Here is a 21178-nt window from a genome sequence, read left to right as displayed (position 1 = left end):
TAATGAATATTAATAAAGTTGCTGTAATTGGTGGGGGAACGATGGGAAATGGAATTGCCCACGTTTTTGCAATGAATGGATTTGATGTCTTTTTAACTGAAATGAACGAAGATCTATATCAACGAGCGCTAAAAACAATTTCAGGAAATCTTGATAGACAAATCAAAAAACAAGTAATTTCGGAGGATGAGAAAAAACAGGCTCTATCTAAAATAACAAAAACAATTGGGATAGAAAATATTCCCGAAGATATGAATTTAGTTATAGAAGCAATTTATGAGAATAAAGATGCTAAAATATCTATATTTAAGAGTTTACAAGATCGATTAAATACTGATTGTGTATTTGCTTCGAATACGTCATCAATCTCGATTACAGAACTTTCTGCCGATTGTCGCCCCGATAAATTTATCGGGATGCACTTTATGAATCCGGTTCCTGTAATGAAACTCGTGGAAATAATTAGAGGCTATTCCACCTCTGATGAAACCTATGAAATAATTAAAGAGTTGACAACAAAACTCGATAAAGAACCGGTTGAAGTTTTTGATTATCCTGGATTTATATCCAATAGAATTTTAATGCCTATGATTAACGAAGCGATTTTTTCTTTAATGGAAGGCGTAGCGTCCAAAGAAGCGATTGACTCTGTTATGAAACTTGGAATGGCGCATCCAATGGGACCTTTGACACTCGCAGATTTTATTGGATTGGATGTTTGTCTTGCAATTATGAATGTTTTATATGAGGGCTTTAATGATCCAAAATATCGCCCGTGCCCATTACTAAAAAAAATGGTTGCTGCTAATAAGCTTGGTCGTAAATCTGGAGAGGGATTTTACAATTACTGATGAATAAGCGAAATGAATTTTATTGCTAAAAGAAGTTAAAAATATTATTCCTTTTGTAGATAGAATGAAAATCTATTTAGAGAAGATTGCTTTTCCGGAATATACTTTTTTCAGTTTTTATGCTATTTTGATTGGAGCTGCGGCTGGATTAGCAGCAGTTTTTTTCCATTTATCGATTGAATTTTTTAATAATGTATTTTTTGAAAAGACAAAAGAAGGGCTTTACTTTTTAGGAACAGCAGCTGTTATTCTTTTGCCCGCGATTGGAATGTTCATTCAATATTTGATGATAAGAACTGCTCCGGATATCGCTAAAAAAAGGGGAGTGCTTGAGATAATTAAATCAGTAGCATTTACAGGGGGCTATATCCCACTCCGAACAACTTTATTTCATTTTCTCGCACCAGTAATTTCTATTGGTTCCGGTGGAACTGTTGGACCAGAAGGTCCTGCTGCACAAATTGGAGGAGGTGTTGCAAGCAAGCTAGCTACAATCTTTAAAGTCTCAGATCAACGTAGAAGAATTTTTACTGCAGCAGGTTCAGGAGCCGCAATTGCAGCAATTTTCAACACTCCGTTAGGCGGAGTATTTTTTGCGTTAGAAATTATTTTACTTAATGATTTTCAAACGCCTACTTTTTCAGCACTAATTTTAGCTTCCGTAACAGCAAGTGCGATCTCTAGAATTTTCTTGGGTAATGAATCTGTTTTTACCTTTGACATTCCACATATTGGGGAGTATCAGTATTTCTATCTTTTTATTTTATTAGGACTTTTCTGTGGTGTGCTTTCAGTTCTGTTTTTAAAGTATGATGATTATACTGCAAACCAATTCAAAAAAGGCTTTCTAAAAAAAATACCTCAATGGGTAACAATGGTATCTGTTGGATTGTTAGTCGGAGTTAGCGGCTATTTTTATAAAGATATTTTTGGTGTTGGATATTCTGGAATTAACCAAATTTTAAGCAACTCAAGTACGTGGCAAGTTGTAGCAGTTTTATTAGTTCTCAAGTTTATTCTCGTTCCATTAACACTTAACTCCGGCGGTTTTGGAGGAACATTTGCACCTTCTTTATTTATGGGTGCTTGCGCAGGCTATCTATTCTCATTTGGAGTACAAAAGTTTTTAGGCATTCCAGCAGACCCAACAACATATATACTAGTTGGAATGGGAGCAAGCCTTGCAGGTATAAATTCAATACCGATTACTGCAATTCTAATGTTATTTGAAATGACACGTGAGTATTCTTTTATTTTACCCTTGATGCTTTCCGTTATTGTAAGTTCCACAATGGTACAAATCGTCAATAAAGGCTCTTATCACATTAAGAAATTGGAAAAACAAGGATTCAGATTAACTGGTGGAAAAGAAGCTAGTATATTAAAATCGATAAGTGTGGAAGAAGTTATGCAGATTAATCCAGTTTTGGTTCACCAAAACGCTTCTTTAGAAAAAGTTGTTGCTAAATTGATGGAAGCTGAGCATCATATAATATATACAATTGATGATGAGGATAATTTAACAGGAGCAATTTCTGAGACTCAGATAAGACCTCTTATAATGGAATTTGAGACACTTAGAGAATCAATAATTGCTAGTGATATTGCATCTAATCGAATCACAACAGTTTACGTAAATCACGATCTAGATCATGTACTAAAGATTTTAACACGATTAGACATTGATGAAGTTCCGGTCGTCTCAATAGAAAATGACAAACAAATAATTGGAATCGTTTCCAGGCATGATATATTATCAAGTTATAATAAGGAAAGTCTTAAAAGCGATCTAGCAGATGGACTGTCCAGAGAGATAAATACGTTACGAGAGACTAAAATATCCAGGATTGCTGATGGTTATGCAATTATAGAATGCAAACCAAGTAATCTATTTGTTGGCAAAACTTTAGCACAGCTAAAATTAAGAAACACTTACGGATTAGAAGTTTTAATGATTAAAAAATCCAAAGAGCTTTTTAATGAGACCGAGAAAGAATCAAAAATAATTATGCCGGTTCATAATTATAAAATTGAAGAGAGTGATATATTAGTCTTATTTGGAACTGAAGAAAAGATCGCAAAAACGTCTGAATGGTAAGAATAATGGAAATGTCCGATAATGTATATTATGTAAACTAAGAACTTTCCTGTTTTATCCCTTACTACCTAATTTAATAATTATAAAAATCACAGCAAGAATAAATACTATCCAGATTATAGGACTCTTCTTTTTTTGTCTGAACTTTCGATAACTCTGAAAACCTAATCTTTTTCTAAATTTTTCTTGCGGATCATTTTCAGGTTTATAGAATCTTGATGGATATTCAAAAATTCTATGTCGCGGTTTTTTCATTAACATAATTTAACCTAATTAAATAGTGCCTCAACAAATGATTTTGAATCAAACTCTTGTAAATCATCAATGCTTTCGCCAATACCAATAAATTTAATAGGAACCCTTTGTTTAGCAACGATCTGAAAAACTACTCCGCCTTTGGCAGTGCCATCTAACTTAGTGATAACTAAACCAGTAAGATTTACTACCTTAGAAAATTCTTCTGCTTGTAAAAGAGCATTTTGTCCGGTATTTCCATCAACAATCAAAAGAGTTTCATGCGGAGCATCTGGGAGCAGCTTTTTAATCACACGACCAATTTTATCTAACTCGCTCATTAAATTAGTTTTATTGTGCAATCTACCGGCAGTATCAATTAAAACAACGTCATATCGCTCATCAATGGATTTTCTAATCGTCTCAAATACCACTGAAGAAGGATCAGTACCTTTTGTGCTTTGGATTATGTCAACATCTGCTCGTTTTGCCCAAATAGCTAATTGTTCATTTGCAGCAGCACGAAAAGTATCAGCTGCACCAACAATTACTTTTTTGCCAATCTTTTTATAATTGTTAGCCAATTTTCCAATAGTTGTTGTCTTCCCTACTCCATTTACGCCAACAATTAATATAATATAAGGTTTTATCGATGAAACATCTTTTCCATTTAAAACTGCAACAGATAAAACAGTTGTTAATTCTCTTTTAACAACTTCAATTATCATTTCACCGCTTCGATCTTTTTCTGATTTAAGATTTCTTTTTAATGACTCAATAATTTGTTCTGTTGTGTCAAATCCAATATCAGAACTTAAAAGAATCTCTTCAATCTTATCTATGCTCATATCATCAATTACAGCTTTACCTGTAACGGTTTCAGTAATTGAATTAATAATCTTTTCGCGTGTTTTGCTTAAACCGTCCTTTAATTTGTTTAGATTAAAATTTTTAAACAGACTCATTTTTTTTCTTTATAAATTCCATTGCTCTATAAATGTAAGCAATTAGTGAAATGAACATTAAAATTATTGCAGAGTAATAAAAAAATAAATAAAAATAATTCGTTCTATCGATGCCCAGTAAAATTAAAAGTATGACTGAACCGATAAACAATACAGTAATCTTTCCAAGCTTATTTGATGGAAGAACTCTGCCGAGAATATTTGAAACTAACAATCCGCCAATAAAAATAATTAGGTCACGTGAAATTATTGTAAAAAAGAAAAAAGCAGAAATTTCATCTATCATGTATAGCTTTACAACAACAACAGCCATGGCGGCTTTATCCGCAAGCGGATCGATAATTTTACCTACTTCTGTAACCTGATTTAGTTTTCTTGCAAGATAACCATCTAGCATATCTGTTGCAGCAATAACTATACATAAGGCAAACGTTATATAGCGAACAGATTGGATTTCAAAACTATCTAACAGAAACCATAATGGAATTGTTAACAGAAATCTTAGAAAACTAATTCCGTTTGAGATTGTAAATATTTCTTTACTGCTGTATTTCATCTTACTATTGCAAACTTACCAAGTTTTTCTTCACCTTCATTATTTGCTGAGTCTAATTGAACAACACGGTAAATATAAACTCCCGTTGCAATTTTATTACCGCTAAAATCAACTAAATTAAAATCAACTCCACCGTTACCGTCGGTTTCTTCAATTTCATTTATCATGGTTCCATCAATGGTCCAAATAGTAATTTTAGCACGTTGCGGCAGATTTGCAAAAGTAACTTTCTCAGTGGATTCCTTAGTTGGATTTGGATAAACGTAAACATCAGAAAGATCTTTGGCATATGTAGATAAAACTACATAGCTTCCGGAGCCTGTATTTATAGCGATGGATCCTGTTGCTGTATTAGAAACAAGATTATTAATTCTAAGGACATATTCTTTTCCTATCGAACCAACAGGTTTTTGACTAGTTAAATCTAAATAGATTATTTTAGAATCATTGGGATCAATACTTACAAGTGAAACTTTATTTGATGGTTCAAATGTATAATTATTTGGATTTAGTGCGGATGTTACATCAACATTAAAATTAAAAACTAGTTTAATTTTATACGCATTAATAATTTCGAAAGATGTAACGTAAAATGTTTCTTCCTCAGGTTTGGGAGTGACTGTAAAATTTAATGAGTCAGTTTCTATCGGCGAATTAAATAAATCTTTTATGTCCTGAATAATAAGTTTCTGATTCCCTGCTGGTAAGTTTGTTGTATATGATAAGAGATAAGAATACTGATCATTAGCTGTTACTGAATTCGGATAACCCACACCCAATATATTAAAAGCCTGCAAATTTTCAATTGTGTTTTTCATCTTTTCTGAAAATGTTACAATAACGCTTCGATTACTATTGCTGTAAGCTGAATCTGGTTTTGCCGGAGTGTGGGCAAAAACATCAACAATACTGCTCATTCCCGAAAGCGACTCCGGTTTACTAGCATCAAAAGCCTTTACTGCATAATAATAAGTTGAATCTAAATTGATATTTGAATCAAAATAGTTAGGAATGGAAGTTGAATCGATTAGTTCCAAACTACTAATGCTTAAACCTTTATAAATATAAAACTTAGGTGCGTTTGAATTCCAATTAAGTTGGATTGTTGATGAATTGATACTAAAACCTGAAAAATTATTTGGGGTACTTAGATAATTTGATGTTGCGAATTCAGAAAATTCAATTTTATTTGAATAAGGAAAACCTACTTCGAGAACACCATTTTGATTGAGATCACCGACAAAAACTGAGTTTGAGTTAATGTTCTCTTTATAAGCAATAATTTTATTTTCTGATAAATCATTTTTAAAGATGTACGCATAAGGAAAAACATAAAGTAAAAGTTCGTCTTTATTATCATTATTAATATCAGCAAATCTTAAACTATTTGCAGTTTTTCTAAAAGCACCGCTAAATTCGGTTGAAGCATCAAAAAAAGCCTGATCATACAGAATATTTGTCGTGCTATCAGAAATATTAAAAACAATTAATCTATAAAAAGGTACAATATCTAACTGATTTATAGAGTGAAGTAAAACTGCAAGCTCAGTTTTGCCATCTCCATCATAATCTCCACTTGTTATGTATGAGGATGAGCCTAAAAAGCCTGTCCTAATAACACTATTTGTTGTAAAATTATTATTTGTGTTAATATCATAACTGAAAATATCTCCATCTTCATCAACCATCCAAAATTCATTAATTCCATCACCATCCATATCTGCAATTGCAGCACCAGGTGAATTTATTCTATTATTCCCAAAATCGAGAGGAGTAAAGTTCATTAAACTATCAACAAGTAGAAGACTCAGATTGGGTTGAACATCCCAAACCTCCACTCTGTTCAAATCTCGGATAGAAAAAACTTCAACAGTTCCATCAGAATCTACATCTTTAGCCATTATTGGCCAGAATCTAACTCCTCCATCTTGAGAGATTACTGAGTATTTCTGAATAAAAGTTGAAGAGAATTGATATGACTGTTCATCAATAAAACCATCATATGTAAAATATGTAAGTAAATCTGCTAATCCATTATTATTAAAGTCGCCAAAACCTTTTACATATTTCGAGTCTAAAGTGTCGATTAAGATAAAAGAATCATTGCTAAAATTAAACAAATGAGAATCTTTCCCTTGCCTAAGTGAAACATCAGAAAATTGATTTGAAGTAATATTCATCGGATCCTCATACAAATCGCCTGCTGGTAAGGTATATGGTAAGATATATTCTGGTGATAAATCTGAGTTAAATGATGTTGAAACAAAATAGTTACTTCCAATATTATTTTTAGTAGTTATTAAACCTGCAAGATTTTCTGCTTCAAAATAAATTTCGTAAAAAGTATTCTGAATAACCAAATCTTTGGGAATAAAACCGTAGTGCAATTGTTTTACAAATTGGTTGTTAGTTGAAAAACCATCTAATGTTACAAAATTAAAATTTGAATCTCCGGTTTTTCTGTAAAACATTCTAACTGTGCTTGGGTCATCTGTATAAATTGCAGCAAGTGGGACCGACTTATTTCCATAAAAAGCTGGAATTAAATTAACTAAATCAGTGATTGGTGGAGTTCTATCAATATGGAAATTAACTCTCTCTTCTGCGGTTCTACCATTATTTTGAAATACAATTAATCGTATTGTATAAGATGTGTCTATAAAATTTGCTAAGTTAAGATTAAAAACCTCTTCATTAAAAGCTTGTGATTTTCTTTCTTCTATTAAAGTCGTCCATGCATCTGGGTTCAATCCAATTCCAAACTCAAGATTAAAACTTATAAAATATGGAGAAAGAACAGTTACCGAAATCGGAAGATCATTATTAAAAGTTGCATAATCTTGTGTTGGATAATTAAATTTTACAATTGCAGGTGCAGTTACTGTTAAAGCTTTAAATAAATTTAATCGTCCAGCTCCACTTCTTAAATCCCATCCAGCTTCGCCAATATCATCAGATGTTGATTTTAATATCTGTTTAACTTCTTCATTTGTGAAGCTCTGTTTTGATAATATTAATGCTGCCGCAGCTGATACGAAAGGAGCAGAAGCGGATGTTCCACTAAAAGAAGAATAATCTGAATTCAATGCAGTTGAGGTAATCCCTGAACCCGGAGCAACCAAATCTAATGTTGAGCCCCAGTTTGATGACCCTGCAACGAAATCCTGTTCTGTTGAATTACCAATACTTATAACCTCTGAATAACCAGAAGGATAATGTGGAACATTGCTTCCATTATTACCGGAGGATGCCACTAAAACAACATTTTGTGAATAAGCATAACGAATAACATCTCTTAAAACATAGGAAAACGAATAATCTCCCCAACTCATATTTATAACTTTAGCGCCCATCTTAACAGCATATAGAATAGCTGCTGCGGCATCATCTTCTTCACCATATCCTCCTGGATCAAATGATCTTAAATTTAATATATTAATTTTTGGTGCAACACCAGCGATTCCTGAAATATTATTTGTTTCAGCGGCAAATGTTCCGGAAACCAGTGTACCATGACCATGTTCATCTAATGGAATGTTATCCCAGGTTAGATAATCACCACCTGTTGAGTCAAATGGAAAGCCAACTCTATCAACAAAATCCCAACCCATATAATCATCAATAAATCCGTTGTCGTCATCATCAATACCGTTATTACTTTTTATGCCGCTTTCACCAGGATTCTTATAAATCTTATTCATTAAATCGGGATGTAGGTAATCTATTCCAGTATCTATAATTGCAAGTAAAACTGTGTCCGAACCTTGTGTAATATCCCATGCATCAAAAGCTTTTATTTTTTCTAATGCCCATTGCTCTGATAACAAACTATCGTTTGGTACAAAATCTAATCGGTATGTATTTGATTTTTGTATGTACTCAATATCGGGTTCAGAAGATAAAATCGTATTAAAATTTGCTTCTTGCACGATTTCAGAGAATTGCACTTTAACAATTCTACCAAGAACTTCATCTCCCCTGCCCAAACCTTTTGCAAGATAATTCACATCATACGTTGGCAGCGCTAATGGAGCATCGCCGAGATTGTTGGATAAAATCTTCTGTAAAACATTTGATTCAACAACACTTATAGGCACATTACTTTTATACTTAATAAAGTATGTTGTTTGAGCAAGTGTTGGGATGGCTATAAAAATAATTGAGGCAAGGAATAAAATCGGATTAAACTTCATACATCTCCTTCTTGAAGTTAGTGTCTATATCTGTCGGATATTTTCCTGAAAAACAAGCTGTGCAAAAATTATCTTTGCCTGCTTCAGAAACTGCTTCCAACATCTCATCGATAGTTAGGTATTCCACGCTATCAACTTCAAGATAATTTTTTATCTCTTTTATGTCCCCATTTAATCTAGCTGCTATTAATTCTTGCTTACTAGGAAAATCCATTCCATAAAAACAAGGATACATAATTGGTGGGGATGAAATTCTTAAATGTATTGCCTTTGGATTTGCTTCTCGTAATAAATGTACTAATTGTTTTGAGGTTGTACCACGAACAATTGAATCATCAACAACTACAATAGTTCTTCCTTCAAGAACGCCTTTTACAATATTAAATTTTATTCTAACGCCCGTTTCTCGATTTGATTGACCGGGCTGAATAAATGTTCTGCCTATGTAGTGACTTCTTATCAAACCAATTTCTAAACGTGCATCAATTCCCTGTTTCTCCAATTCTCTTGCATAACCCAGAGCGGTAGTGTTAGAACTATCAGGAACACTGATTACATAAACTCTTTCTCCATCAGGATCTGTAACAGGATGTGAGCGAGCAAGTTCTTTGCCTAATCTTCGGCGCATTTTATCTACATTATGACCAAAAATAAAACTATCAGGTCTTGAAAAATATATGTACTCAAACACGCAATGTTTTTTGGGTTCAGGATTTCCATTAATGCGAAATGATTTGATTTCATTTGTCCTAATTGATTCATCATCAATCACAATTAATTCACCAGGATTAACTTCACGTATAAATTCAGCGTGTTGAATATCAAAAGCACAAGTTTCTGAAGCAATCAGAAAAGAATTATCTAGTTTCCCCAAAGCTAGTGGTCTAAATCCAAGTGGATCACGAGCAGCAATAAGTTTATCATCTGTTAAAATAACTACACAATATGCACCTTCTATTTTCCTTAGTGCTTCAAGTATTTGATCGATTTGATTATCCAACTTACTTCTTGCAATTAAATGTAAAATAACTTCAGTATCGCTTGTAGTTTGAAATATGGCACCCTCATTTACAAGCTCATTTCTTAGTTCTTTTGCATTTGTAAGATTTCCGTTATGTCCGATTGCAAGATTTCCCATTCGGTAGTTAACCATAAAAGGCTGAATATTTTTTCTGGATTTTGCGGCACCTGTTGTTGAATATCGATTATGCCCAATAGCCGAACTGCCATATAATACGGATGTAAGAAGATCGTGATCAGCAAAAACTTCCGATACTAATCCTTCACCTTTTACAATATTAAAATGAGTTCGATTATCTCCATTAAATGATCGTGTTACAATACCGCTTGCTTCTTGTCCACGGTGCTGTAAAGCATGCAATCCATAATAAGCTTGTGCCGAAGCAGTTTCAGATCCATAAATTCCAAAAATTCCACAATAAGAAATCGGTTTGTCTTCTTCGTAATTCATATTTTTCAGGTGATTTAGTTGTTTATAAATTGTAATCAAAGTTAAGTATTTGCAAATATTTTATGAAATTTGAAATGAAATATTTTTGTTCTATTGGTCTAATTCACTAAAAATTTAATACAAAAAATTGTAATTTTATGCGTGCATTTTAGAGGAATAAGTTTTATGAAAAGTGAGTCAATTCAATCATTTCTAAAATTAAAAAATATTGCTGTGGTTGGAGTTTCCAGATCTACAAAAGGATTTGGAGTATCAGTTTATGATCATTTAAAGCATAACGGTTATACTGTTTATGCGGTAAATCGAAAAGGTGGATTTTCAAATACTACAAAGTTGTATGAATCATTATTTAAGATTGAACAACGAATTGATGGTATAGTAACTATCATTCCTCCCGGTGAAACTGAACTTGTTGTTCAACAAGCAAAAGATTTGGGAATTAATAATATTTGGATGCAGCAAGGTTCTGATTCTAAAAGTGCAATCGAATTTTGCGAACTAAATAAAATCAACTATGTGGCAAATGAATGTATTTTGATGTTTGCTGAACCCGTTAAATCAATTCATAAATTTCATCGTTGGGTAAATAGGCTTACCGGTAAGTATCCAAGTTTTTAATTTGCTGTTCAAAAGATCTTTATAGAAGCTCATTCGTTTAAAAAGTTTTCTATTTCTTTTCTGCATCGTTCAATTTCACAACTAACAGCAAGATGACCACAATTATTATCGAGTATCATAAGTTTTGAATTAGTTAATTGTGCAAGATTGATTGCTTCAATTGGATTTACCATCAAATCGGATTTACTTACAATTATAAACATTTTAGCTTTTATTATTTTTGCTGCCTCTTCCATCAAACCATTTGAATACTTTGATATATCATATTTCATCATAGCTTTAAGCTGAGTTAAGTAATTTTGTAATGTAAATATCTTACCAGGTTCTTTATCAAATGATTTTAGATATTCCGGAAATTCTGACAGGTCAGTATGTGTTGCTACATAGTCCGGTGTTCTTGCAAAGTTAGCCGCAAGCATATCTGATAATCTTTTTACTTCTCTTTCTGACATGCCACAGTTTAAAGTTGATTCGATAATGTTTAGCTGCGTATTCATCCATAATAAGTCTGAAGTTGTCATTTTGGGAGTGGCTACGTATGCAACAATTTTATTTACTAAATCCGGATACATTACTGCCATCAGGAAAACTTGCATGCTGCCCATTGATCCTCCAACTGCAGCAAATATCTTTTTAATATTAAAATGATTTAACAATAAAAGATAGTTTGCATTAACCATATCATCAATTGTCAAATTATAAAATACTGAATCAGGGTTATCTGAATTAGAAATAGAAGTTGATATTCCGTTACCTAAAGCATCCACAGCTATGATAAAATACTTGGTCGTATCGATAAAGTTATACTTTTGAATTAAAGTACCAATAGCTTCAGAAGTTCCGCCAAACCAGCTTGGGTAGATTATAATGTTTGATGAATCAACATTAATAGATCCAAAAGTTCGATATCCGATTTGGCAATTATAAAGTGTTTTACCGGATTGCAATTTTAAATCACCTATATTTGCAAACCTTTGTAATGATTGAGCAGAGACACTTGATACTAGCAACATCTCTAAAACAATTAACTTAAAAAATATATTTTTCATAATTCCATATTTATTTTAAATGACAATAAAATTGTACTTAAAATTTATAAATTTGAACTAGAATTAAGAAGAAATTAATAAATTAAATGTAGATTTATTATGAATAGATTTTTTAAGACAGTGTCCTCAGTTAATGTTTTATTTTTAATTTTAAATATCAATCTATTTGCCCAAGTAATAGATGAGAATGAAAAGTGGATAAAAGTTGCGGAGAACTTAAATTTTCCTGAAGGTCCAGCTTATGATGGAAAAACATCTCTTTATTTTTCTAATTGTTATGGTGGATGGATTGGTAAATTTTCAAATGGAATTGTTGATACCCTTGTATCAAGATCAAAGGATTCTTTATTATTAGAAAAAACAAATGGAATAGCCTTTGGTGTTGACGGCAGTTTGTATGTTTGCGAATATGGAAAGGGTCAAATTCTAAGAATAAGTAAAGATGCCCAAGTTGAAGTTTATGCTGCGGGTTATGAAAACAAAAAATTTAATCGTCCAAATGATATTACAATAGATGCAACCGGAAATTTATTTTTTACAGATCCGAATAGCTATGATAAGAATATATTGGATGGAAGATTATTTTTTGTTGATGTTAATACAAAAGATGTGATTTTACTTGATGATAGTCTTGCATTTCCAAATGGGATTAATATTTCACCGATTGATGGAAAACTTTACGTATGTGAATCAGCTAAACAAAAAATAGTACGCTACAAAATCACACAAGAAAATAAAGTAGTTGAAAAAGAAGATTTTGTTGAGTTGCCAGGCGGTGATCCTGATGGAATTGAGTTTGATATCAATGGGAATCTTTATGTAGCTCATTATGGCGGTAAAGCAATTTATATTTTTTCACCTGTAGGAAAACTATTACAAAAAATAGTAACCCCTGGAGCTAAACCTACAAACCTTGAATTTGGAGATGATGATTATCAAACATTATACTTAACTGAAGTTGAAACAAATTCTATTTACAAAATCAGAACAAAATATAAAGGCAAGCAGAGCATATTAAAATTTTGATTAGTTACTTTTAATTAGCATTATACAATTACCCACTTTCCTCTCCCCTGTTTGATCTGATGGATTGTTTACAACTTTATTATTAATAACCATTGTTGTTGAACCACCGCCGTCAAGATTTAATCCTTGGTAAATTCCCTGCTCAATCATTAAGTCAGCAAATTCATCTAACGCCAATCCACTGCTGGATTCCTGTCTTCCATCAACTGTTATAAAGATAACTGTGGAACTATCTTTTGTAATTCCAATTCCGGTTCTAGGATGCTTTACCTTTGAAAAATTATTAAATACCCCTTCAATAGTGCTATCAGATTTAATTAGATTAATTCCATACCTTACAAGTCTTGGCCAGCCACCAACTAGTGAATTAATATTTTTTAGGTTTGGATTAAAACCTAGAATAATTTTTAGTGTATCGTCTAACCTAATCTCTCTTTCAAGATAATGTGCATATTTATTATTTACTGATAACACAAAATCCGAATCTATTTTGTAGTTGCCACCGTGATTAAAAGTATCTGTAACAATACAAAACAAAGTGTCATAATTTCTTTTTATGATGCTTAGCGCAGTTTCACATTTGTACCAATTACTTGAATCAGAAGGAGTATATTTACCCTGATAATGATTATAAAGTATAATAGAATTACTATCTGCTTTTGAGTTTATTCTATTGATTGGTTCAGAAAAGCCATTAGGTAAAATGAGCTGACCTTTAAAAACAAATTGATCTATAATAATTTTATTTTTATCTGTAACTGCAAACTGTGTATTCACAAAATTATTAAATGGCGAGTCTGTGAACTTTACAGCTTTTACAATTTCTCCTTCAGAAATCATATTGTTAATAATTTCACCATCTGCTTCAAAAAAATCTGCATTAATAGCTGCAATAACATTGTATCCCGAATCAGTTAATTCCCTTACCATTTCACTTGTTGTTGCTTTTTCATTTAACAGTTTATTGGCTTTAACAGTTCTTAATCTAAAATTACCTTTTGAAATATCAATTTTTAGAATATCAATTGAAAGTGTATCAACAGAGTTGATTATTTTATTATAAATAACTCCATCACAAATGATCTCTTCTTTGCTGTATATTTGTGAATATAAATTTGTGACTAACAATATTGAAAGGAGAATGATTTTGGTTTGCATAAAGGATCCTAAAAATATTTTAAAACCTTAATTAAAAAATACTCATAATATTACAAAGCGCCACGAATCATATTCAAATTCTCTAAATCAAAAATATTAAGCACATTGATGTATATTTACATCTATCATAAATAGTATTATAAATTTTACAATATGCCAAATAATGTTACTCCTGTAATTTTATCAGCTTTGGAACTTGAAGTTCATTTTGGTGAACAAATAATTCTTGATAAATCTTCATTAAGCGTTCACGAAGGTGATCGCATTGGATTGGTTGGAAGAAACGGTGCCGGCAAATCAACATTTCTCAAAATTATCTCTGGATTGATGCCCCCGGATTCCGGTGAAGTTGCAAAGAAAAAAGATTTAGTTGTTGGATTTCTTTCACAGGAATTTACTTTAGATGAGTATAAGAATGTTTACGATAATATTCTTGATGGTGCTTTACTAGAGCTTAATCTTATAAAACAGTATGATGATACTCCGTTTGATGCCTCAAACAAACATCAGCTTGAAGAAAAAATATTACAGCTTGATTCCTGGAATTTAGAAAAACGTATTAATATTCTTATAGATTCTTTAGATGCTCCAAATGCTGATCGACAAATATCAACACTTTCAGGCGGAGAAAAAAGAAGAGTTGCACTTTGCAGAGCTTTAATTTCAAAACCCGATCTCTTAATTCTTGATGAACCAACAAACCATCTTGATACGAAATCAATTGAATGGCTTGAAGATTTTCTATCCAGTTATAATGGTACCTGCATTTTTGTTACTCACGATCGTTATTTCCTTGATAGAATTGCAAACAGGATTGTTGAACTTGCTTCTGGTACCTTTTATTCTCATCAAGGCAACTACACAGAATACTTAATTAACAAAGCTGAACGGCAGGCTAATAAAGAAGTTGAAGAGCGAAAGCGGCAAATGTTTTTGCGTCGTGAACTTGATTGGGTTAGACGCGGTCCAAAAGCCCGCAGAACTAAAGCTAAAAGCCGATTGGATAATTACAATGAAGTTGCTTCACAAAATGATTATGAAGTTGAGCTTGATGTTGATTTAATTATTCCTCCTTCAGATAGACTTGGCAAAAAAGTATTAGAGTTTAAGGATGTTGGGATAAAACTTGGTGATAAGTTATTATTCCAAAATTTTAACTTCATTTTTGAACCCGGAAGAAAAATTGGAGTTGTTGGGCAAAACGGAGTCGGTAAAACTACATTACTAAAAATGATTCTTGGACAGTTTCCACCAACAATGGGGAAAATAGAAGTTGGTGAAACAACTTTGTTTAATTATGTGGATCAAGCAAGACTATTATTAAATGATAATGATACTGTTATCAAAGCTATCGGCGATGGAAGTGAAACTGTTAGATTTGGAAAACAGCAATTAAGTATCTGGACTTATCTGAGAAGATTTTTATTTACCGATGATCGGATAAATACGCTTGTTGAAAGATTATCCGGTGGAGAAAAAAGTAGGCTAACACTCGCAAAGATTTTATGCAATGGCGGCAATTTCCTTATGCTTGATGAGCCGACAAATGATCTTGACCTTCCAACTCTAAGAATTCTTGAAGAAGCTTTGTTAGCATTTGAAGGGTGTGTAGTTGTAGTTAGTCACGATAGATATTTCCTTAATCGTATCTGCGATGGAATTTTAGCATTAGAAGGATATGAAGATATTTATTACAGTGAAGGCGGTTATGATTTTTATATTGAAAAGAAGAAAAAACGTGAGAAAGATTTTAAAGAATCAAAACTGAAGGAAATTACTGAAGACACAAGGACTAAAAACAAGCAAAAAAAATTAAGCTATAAAGATGCACTTGAACTTGAGAAAATTGAAGAAAATATCTTACTTGCTGAATCAGAAGTTGAGACAATTGAAAAGATTTTTAGTTCCCCGGATTATTTTGAAAAACACGCTACTAATACTAATGAGTTAAATCAAAATTTAGAAACAGCAAAACAAAAAGTAAGAAAACTTTACGATCGCTGGGAGGAATTGGAGAGTTTGAAAAACAGCTTATCTTAGTAATTTCAGTAATTCCTGCAATCTATTTTGGATAACTTTTTTTCAATTATTATTCAATAATACTTTATATCTGCCTGAAAAAGATATTCCATGCAAAACTACCGTATTTCCATGCATTTATAATTGCATGAAACATTCAATTACTGTTAAAAAATAAAAGAAATTAGCCAAAATTCTACTGGCACAATTCTTTAAGTGATAAATGTAAATAATTGCAAATAAATTATCACAATCAAATAGGAGATCTAAAATGAAAACCACTGTATTCGTGAAGAAAAACTTTCTTCCAATGGTACTCTTGGTAATAATATCTTTTTTCGTCGGTTGTCAAGACGATATGACGGTTCAAACTACTGAGGAAATAAGTACAAATCAGCAGGCGCTTGAAAAGCTGGTTGATGAAGATTCTGTTCTTACCTCCTTTGAGTCGAATTATAATGAAGATGGTGATATGGGAATTCTTGGAAAGATTAATACAGAGATCTATCCATTTAGAGTTGGCCATAAAATGAGATTGGTTAACAGAACAGTTTCGGTTACTTTTGACGGCGATACTGCTTACGGTTTAGTGACGAGAACTTTTGAAGGCGTTTTATTTATCAAAGGTTCATATGATCCAAATGCAACAAATCCTGATACTTTAATAACTAAACCATTTACATCAGTTGTCACAAGAAATGTTGTATTTGTAAAAATAGCAAACACAGAATTTCCTAGAAGAAATTGGAAAATTGAGGCGATATCATTACCAGAAGGTGGTACGCAAAGCCCGAATATGGATATCACAAGGTTGACCGCATTTTTACCTAATGGAGATACACTAGTAATTAATTCTCCCAATGACTATTACCTTATTAGAAATTGGAATCAGTGGTGGAGATGGCATAATATTCCTGTAATCCCACTTAATTCTGATATCCTTTTAAGAGTTGAGTTAAACAGCGCATACGCCGACTCTGATTTTGTGACTTTAACTTTTGGTGCCGATAGATTTGGATTGAACAGATTAAAGAGAAAATTTGAATTAGTCTCTTCCACACCTAACGGAAATATGTACGAGAAAGTTTACGAACAAACTTTTGCAACTCGTCAATTTCCAGGATTCTTTCATGCAATAATAAATGGAATGCCAAAGCAAGTTGTTTATGATGACTCTACTCCGGTGGAAATGGAATCATGGGGTATTCCCTACTTTGTTCGTTAAATAAATAAAATAATTATTCTTCAAACCCAATTTCTTAACGATATTGGGTTTGATTATTTTATTTTTAGTAATTAAAAATCTAGATTTAAGAAAACAACAAGTAATAGTAAGTTAAAAACGATGAAAAAATATTTTTTATACATTCTAATTGTAATTTCATTTATTTATTCTGGATGTGATAAACCTGGTCCAACAGAATTGATTAATGATCCAAATGTATCAGAAAATCTTGATGTAGAGATAATTGCCAAAGATTTTGATAATGAATTTTATTCAAATGGATTTGATACAAGTGGCGTTACTGAAGATATCAGAAATTATGCAAGTATCATTTCTATAAACGGTATTAAACTTACACGTAATGGTCAAACAGATAACATTTCCTCAGCCCTAACTATGCTGCTTGATAAAACAAAACCATTCTTATCTCCTAGAGGTATAGTTCTTGGGTATAATACTTTAACTCCGGGAATTGTAAAATTTAATGATACACCGGCACGACTAACCAATTATCGAGTCCGATATTTAGAGGGTGGTGTTTTAATTGATACTGTTTTAGGAAAAAAGTATGAGTTGTTTAGTATAAATGGAAGAGCTTTTAATGATCCATTTACTTTTCCATATAACTCAACAGTTGCATTTTATTTTAATCCGTTTATAGGTCAATCATCGGGTTTTAATATAGTAACTCCAAAAGAAATTACGGGGAATATTAAGTTATTAAATTTACAGAATCAGAATAAAATTAGTGCTAAGCTTACATGGGATGGTGAAAATGCAAATAAATTTTTTATAATTCTTGGAGGGGTTAGAAATTCAAACCAGCAAGTTGTGCCATTTTTTAGAATTAAAACACAGGATGATGGCAGTCTGATAATTCCAAATTCAATTTTAAAAAATATACCAAAAGATAGATTTAATAAGCTTTCATTCAGCTTGGTTAGAAAATATGATATGCTTAGTAGATTACAAAACACTGATCTGTACGTTGTATCTCAAAGTATTCACACAATAATAGTGGATCTTCCTTGAGATTTATTTTTTTTATAACAGGCATTGTTATGATATCATTTGCTTCATTAAACGCACAATCCTCATTTGGATTAAATGGGATGGTTGGAATTTCAACTGAATCATTTACCACATTGAATTCCTTTGAGTATAATCCATCAAATTATTCTGTAATTAAAGATTGGGGTTTTTCATTTACATTCGGTAGTGAGTTTGGTACTACAGTTTCCAGTAATTTATATCAGGTAACAGCGGCAAAAACATTTGGTTCTAATTTTATATCATTGAGATATACTCCCGGATTTCAAAAGGAATTTATTTTCAGATCCTCTTCAACTACAAATGATAGTTCAAACGGACAAATTAATCTTGAATCAAAATATTTATACAAAGAACTATTTGGTCTGGGTTATTCATATAAAATTAATAACACCCTCAGTCTAGGATTTAATGCAAGATACTTCAAACAAGATTTTACTGAAGAAATTATTACCGCAATATTTTCTGATACGCTTTACTTAGTAAAAGAAACTGAACTCGATAACTCTGATTTTTGGAAAATTGATTTCGGTTTAGTTTGGAATCCAATTAATAATTTGATTGTAAATATTGGTTCCAGAAATTTATTGTTACTTAAAAATAAGTTGCAAAATCAAAATAATAACCAATTTGAAATTAAGACTGATAAATCTATTATAACAGGAATTTATTATACTCCTGTAAATGATTTGAATTTAAATCTAATTTATGAAAGTGATAATTCTTTTGTCATTGGAACTTCTTCTTTGTTTCCAATCAACAAAAATAAAATTGGGTTTGCAATTTCAGGCTATCACGATGTTGATCAAAAGCCATTTATAGCAGGAATTAGTCCCTCAGCAATTTTCACTTCAAAATATTTTGATATTTCTCTTTCGTACATAAAGTATTTTAGTGATAGAAAGACAACCGGCAGTTATTCTGATTTTAAAGAAAATGGAATCTCAAACATTATTAATAACAAATACAGTTATGATAAAATATTATTGACAACAAATTTTAAGTTAAACACCCTTGTTGAGCAGAGAGTAATAATTTTGGACATTAATATTAATCATAATATTTATCCATCACTTAGTTATAAATATTTAGACACTCCAGTAGCAACTGCTAAGGTTCTAAACTTAACCAGTGAACAAATAGAGGTTAAACCTTTAATGAGTATGGCGGGCGTAAGTTCGGAAAAGTTTCAATCGCCTATAGTGTCAATAATGCCAAATGATACAAGTGAAATAAATTATTATTTATCATTTCCGGAAAACTATTCCAATGTGAATCCAGAAATAATTTATGCTGATTTTTATTTAACTTCTGCTAATGATGATTTTGATGATGAATATCAAAAGCCTGTACTTGTTAATGGCGTAAATGCCTGGGATGGTAATGTACATAACTTAAGATATTTCATTAATCGAGATATGGATTTTTCCGTAAAATATGCTAAAGCTATTCTAGCAAAACATAAAGCAGAAATTGATACACTGCTTAATGTTACATCTGATTTTTATAAGGCTAAAATAATTTTTAATTCGTTTATTGAAAATTTAACATATACATCAGATCCTAGAGCTTCTGCTGAATATGTGCAATATCCAAAGCAAACATTGGAATTAAAAGGCGGTGATTGTGACGATCTAAGTGTATGCTATAGCTCCTTATTAGAAAGTATTGGAATCGAAACAGCTCTGGTTGATTATAAAACTACTGACGCTAGCAGACACGTAAATTTAATGTTTAATACAAAGCTTACACCTCAACAAGCTTTACTTATTTCAGAAAATGATACAAAATATTTTATAAGAAAAAATGAATCCGGAAATGATGAAGTTTGGGTTCCGGTCGAGACAACTTCCCTTTCCAATTTTGAAAATGCCTGGAACATTGCGTCAGAGAAATTTCAAACTGAAGCAATTAATCAATTCGGGTTAGTTAATGGTAAAGTTGAAATAATTGATGTGAATTAATTCTTGAAAGTAATTCTATGAAAAAGTTTATTTTGATTTATTTGATTAGTGTAACAATAAGTTACTCTCAATCTTTTCAGATTGAAAAAATTATGGGGACTGTAAAAATGCTGACCAGTGGTAGCGAAACATGGCAACCAGTTAAAGCAAAAATGCAATTGAATGAAAATACAATAATCAGCACAGATAAAAATTCATCATTTACTGTTAGAAGTGAGGGAATATCATTTACTCTGAAAGAATCTTCAGCTATTACTGTTTCTAATATCAGAAAAATGAGTTTGGATGAATTGGTACTGGCTTTGGCAATGGAAAGTGTTATGGACACACCTAGAAAAAAAGAAAACAATAAATCAGATAACACCGCAGTTTATGGTAGTAAACTATCTAACGAAACTCTCACGGTACTAAAGTCCAACGATTTTGGAATAAAAAGAATAAATGGAGCAAGGCAACTTGCAGAAAATGGAATGAAGGAATCTGCTATTATCACTGCAAAAGAAGTTTATAGAAAATATCCGGATACAAAAAAAGACGCAGACACCAGAATTTATTTTGCTGATCTTTTGTTTGAACATGGTTTATATGAAGAATCTTTGGATGAGTATGTTGAAATAAAATCACTTCAGTTAAATGCTGAGCAAAAGAATAGAGTTATTGATAAGATTGATCAAATAAATAAAAAATTAATTAATAAATAA

The 21178-nt window shown here is 31.7% G+C and carries 16 protein-coding genes; 9 read left to right on the top strand and 7 right to left on the bottom strand.

From position 1 onward, the window contains the following. Positions 1–2 precede the first annotated feature (2 nt). Positions 3–851: a 3-hydroxybutyryl-CoA dehydrogenase gene (locus IPJ23_04740; GenBank protein ID MBK7630001.1), complete on the top strand. Its 849-nt coding sequence runs from the start codon at positions 3–5 to the stop codon at positions 849–851. Between the two features lie 64 nt (positions 852–915). Next, positions 916–2949, top strand: a complete 2034-nt coding sequence (locus IPJ23_04735) for a chloride channel protein (protein ID MBK7630000.1) — start codon at positions 916–918, stop codon at positions 2947–2949. A gap of 54 nt (positions 2950–3003) precedes the next feature. Here the strand turns inward: IPJ23_04735 and IPJ23_04730 are convergent, their stop codons facing one another. Genes IPJ23_04730 through IPJ23_04710 form a run of 5 tightly spaced genes read right to left on the bottom strand, consistent with a single transcriptional unit; the run spans position 3004 to position 10368 of the window. After that, the gene (locus IPJ23_04730) at positions 3004–3210 is read right to left on the bottom strand and encodes a hypothetical protein (protein MBK7629999.1); all 207 of its coding nucleotides are present in this window, start codon (positions 3208–3210) and stop codon (positions 3004–3006) included. Between the two features lie 8 nt (positions 3211–3218). Beyond that, complete coding sequence (ftsY, locus tag IPJ23_04725; protein ID MBK7629998.1) at positions 3219–4148, bottom strand: signal recognition particle-docking protein FtsY; 930 nt, start codon at positions 4146–4148, stop codon at positions 3219–3221. Beyond that, on the bottom strand, positions 4135–4704 hold the full coding sequence (locus IPJ23_04720) for a CDP-alcohol phosphatidyltransferase family protein (GenBank protein MBK7629997.1): 570 nt from the start codon (positions 4702–4704) through the stop codon (positions 4135–4137). The genes ftsY and IPJ23_04720 overlap by 14 nt, the downstream gene beginning before the upstream one ends. Continuing rightward, complete coding sequence (locus IPJ23_04715) at positions 4701–8897, bottom strand: S8 family serine peptidase (protein MBK7629996.1); 4197 nt, start codon at positions 8895–8897, stop codon at positions 4701–4703. Before IPJ23_04715 ends, IPJ23_04720 begins: the two co-directional genes overlap by 4 nt. Beyond that, the gene (locus tag IPJ23_04710; protein MBK7629995.1) at positions 8887–10368 is read right to left on the bottom strand and encodes an amidophosphoribosyltransferase; all 1482 of its coding nucleotides are present in this window, start codon (positions 10366–10368) and stop codon (positions 8887–8889) included. Before IPJ23_04710 ends, IPJ23_04715 begins: the two co-directional genes overlap by 11 nt. A gap of 165 nt (positions 10369–10533) precedes the next feature. On the opposite strand from IPJ23_04710, the gene IPJ23_04705 reads away from it, so the two are divergent. Continuing rightward, positions 10534–10986 carry a CoA-binding protein gene (locus tag IPJ23_04705; GenBank protein ID MBK7629994.1) on the top strand — a complete coding sequence of 151 codons (453 nt, stop codon included), beginning with the start codon at positions 10534–10536 and terminating at the stop codon, positions 10984–10986. A gap of 29 nt (positions 10987–11015) precedes the next feature. Here the strand turns inward: IPJ23_04705 and IPJ23_04700 are convergent, their stop codons facing one another. Then, positions 11016–12035, bottom strand: coding sequence for an alpha/beta fold hydrolase (locus tag IPJ23_04700; GenBank protein ID MBK7629993.1), 1020 nt, complete (start codon positions 12033–12035; stop codon positions 11016–11018). Positions 12036–12134: 99 nt separating this feature from the next. On the opposite strand from IPJ23_04700, the gene IPJ23_04695 reads away from it, so the two are divergent. Then, complete coding sequence (locus tag IPJ23_04695) at positions 12135–13061, top strand: SMP-30/gluconolactonase/LRE family protein (protein ID MBK7629992.1); 927 nt, start codon at positions 12135–12137, stop codon at positions 13059–13061. On the opposite strand, the gene IPJ23_04690 is transcribed toward IPJ23_04695, so the two are convergent. Continuing rightward, positions 13062–14219 (bottom strand): phosphodiester glycosidase family protein, encoded by a 1158-nt coding sequence (locus IPJ23_04690; protein ID MBK7629991.1) that lies wholly within the window; start codon positions 14217–14219, stop codon positions 13062–13064. Positions 14220–14372: 153 nt separating this feature from the next. On the opposite strand from IPJ23_04690, the gene IPJ23_04685 reads away from it, so the two are divergent. From IPJ23_04685 to IPJ23_04665, 5 genes are all read left to right on the top strand, one after another. Beyond that, positions 14373–16259: an ATP-binding cassette domain-containing protein gene (locus IPJ23_04685; protein ID MBK7629990.1), complete on the top strand. Its 1887-nt coding sequence runs from the start codon at positions 14373–14375 to the stop codon at positions 16257–16259. 250 nt (positions 16260–16509) lie between these two features. Then, entirely contained in the window at positions 16510–17463 is a 954-nt protein-coding gene (locus tag IPJ23_04680) for a hypothetical protein (GenBank protein MBK7629989.1), read from the top strand. A gap of 120 nt (positions 17464–17583) precedes the next feature. Next, the gene (locus tag IPJ23_04675) at positions 17584–18495 is read left to right on the top strand and encodes a hypothetical protein (protein ID MBK7629988.1); all 912 of its coding nucleotides are present in this window, start codon (positions 17584–17586) and stop codon (positions 18493–18495) included. A gap of 29 nt (positions 18496–18524) precedes the next feature. Continuing rightward, positions 18525–20477: a transglutaminase domain-containing protein gene (locus IPJ23_04670; GenBank protein ID MBK7629987.1), complete on the top strand. Its 1953-nt coding sequence runs from the start codon at positions 18525–18527 to the stop codon at positions 20475–20477. A gap of 17 nt (positions 20478–20494) precedes the next feature. Beyond that, positions 20495–21178, top strand: coding sequence for a hypothetical protein (locus IPJ23_04665; GenBank protein ID MBK7629986.1), 684 nt, complete (start codon positions 20495–20497; stop codon positions 21176–21178).

The organism is Ignavibacteriales bacterium (assembly GCA_016709765.1).
GTDB lineage: Bacteria > Bacteroidota > Ignavibacteria > Ignavibacteriales > Ignavibacteriaceae > IGN3.
Note: the sequence above shows the minus strand (reverse complement) of the source record. Positions and strands in the feature narration are given on the sequence as shown.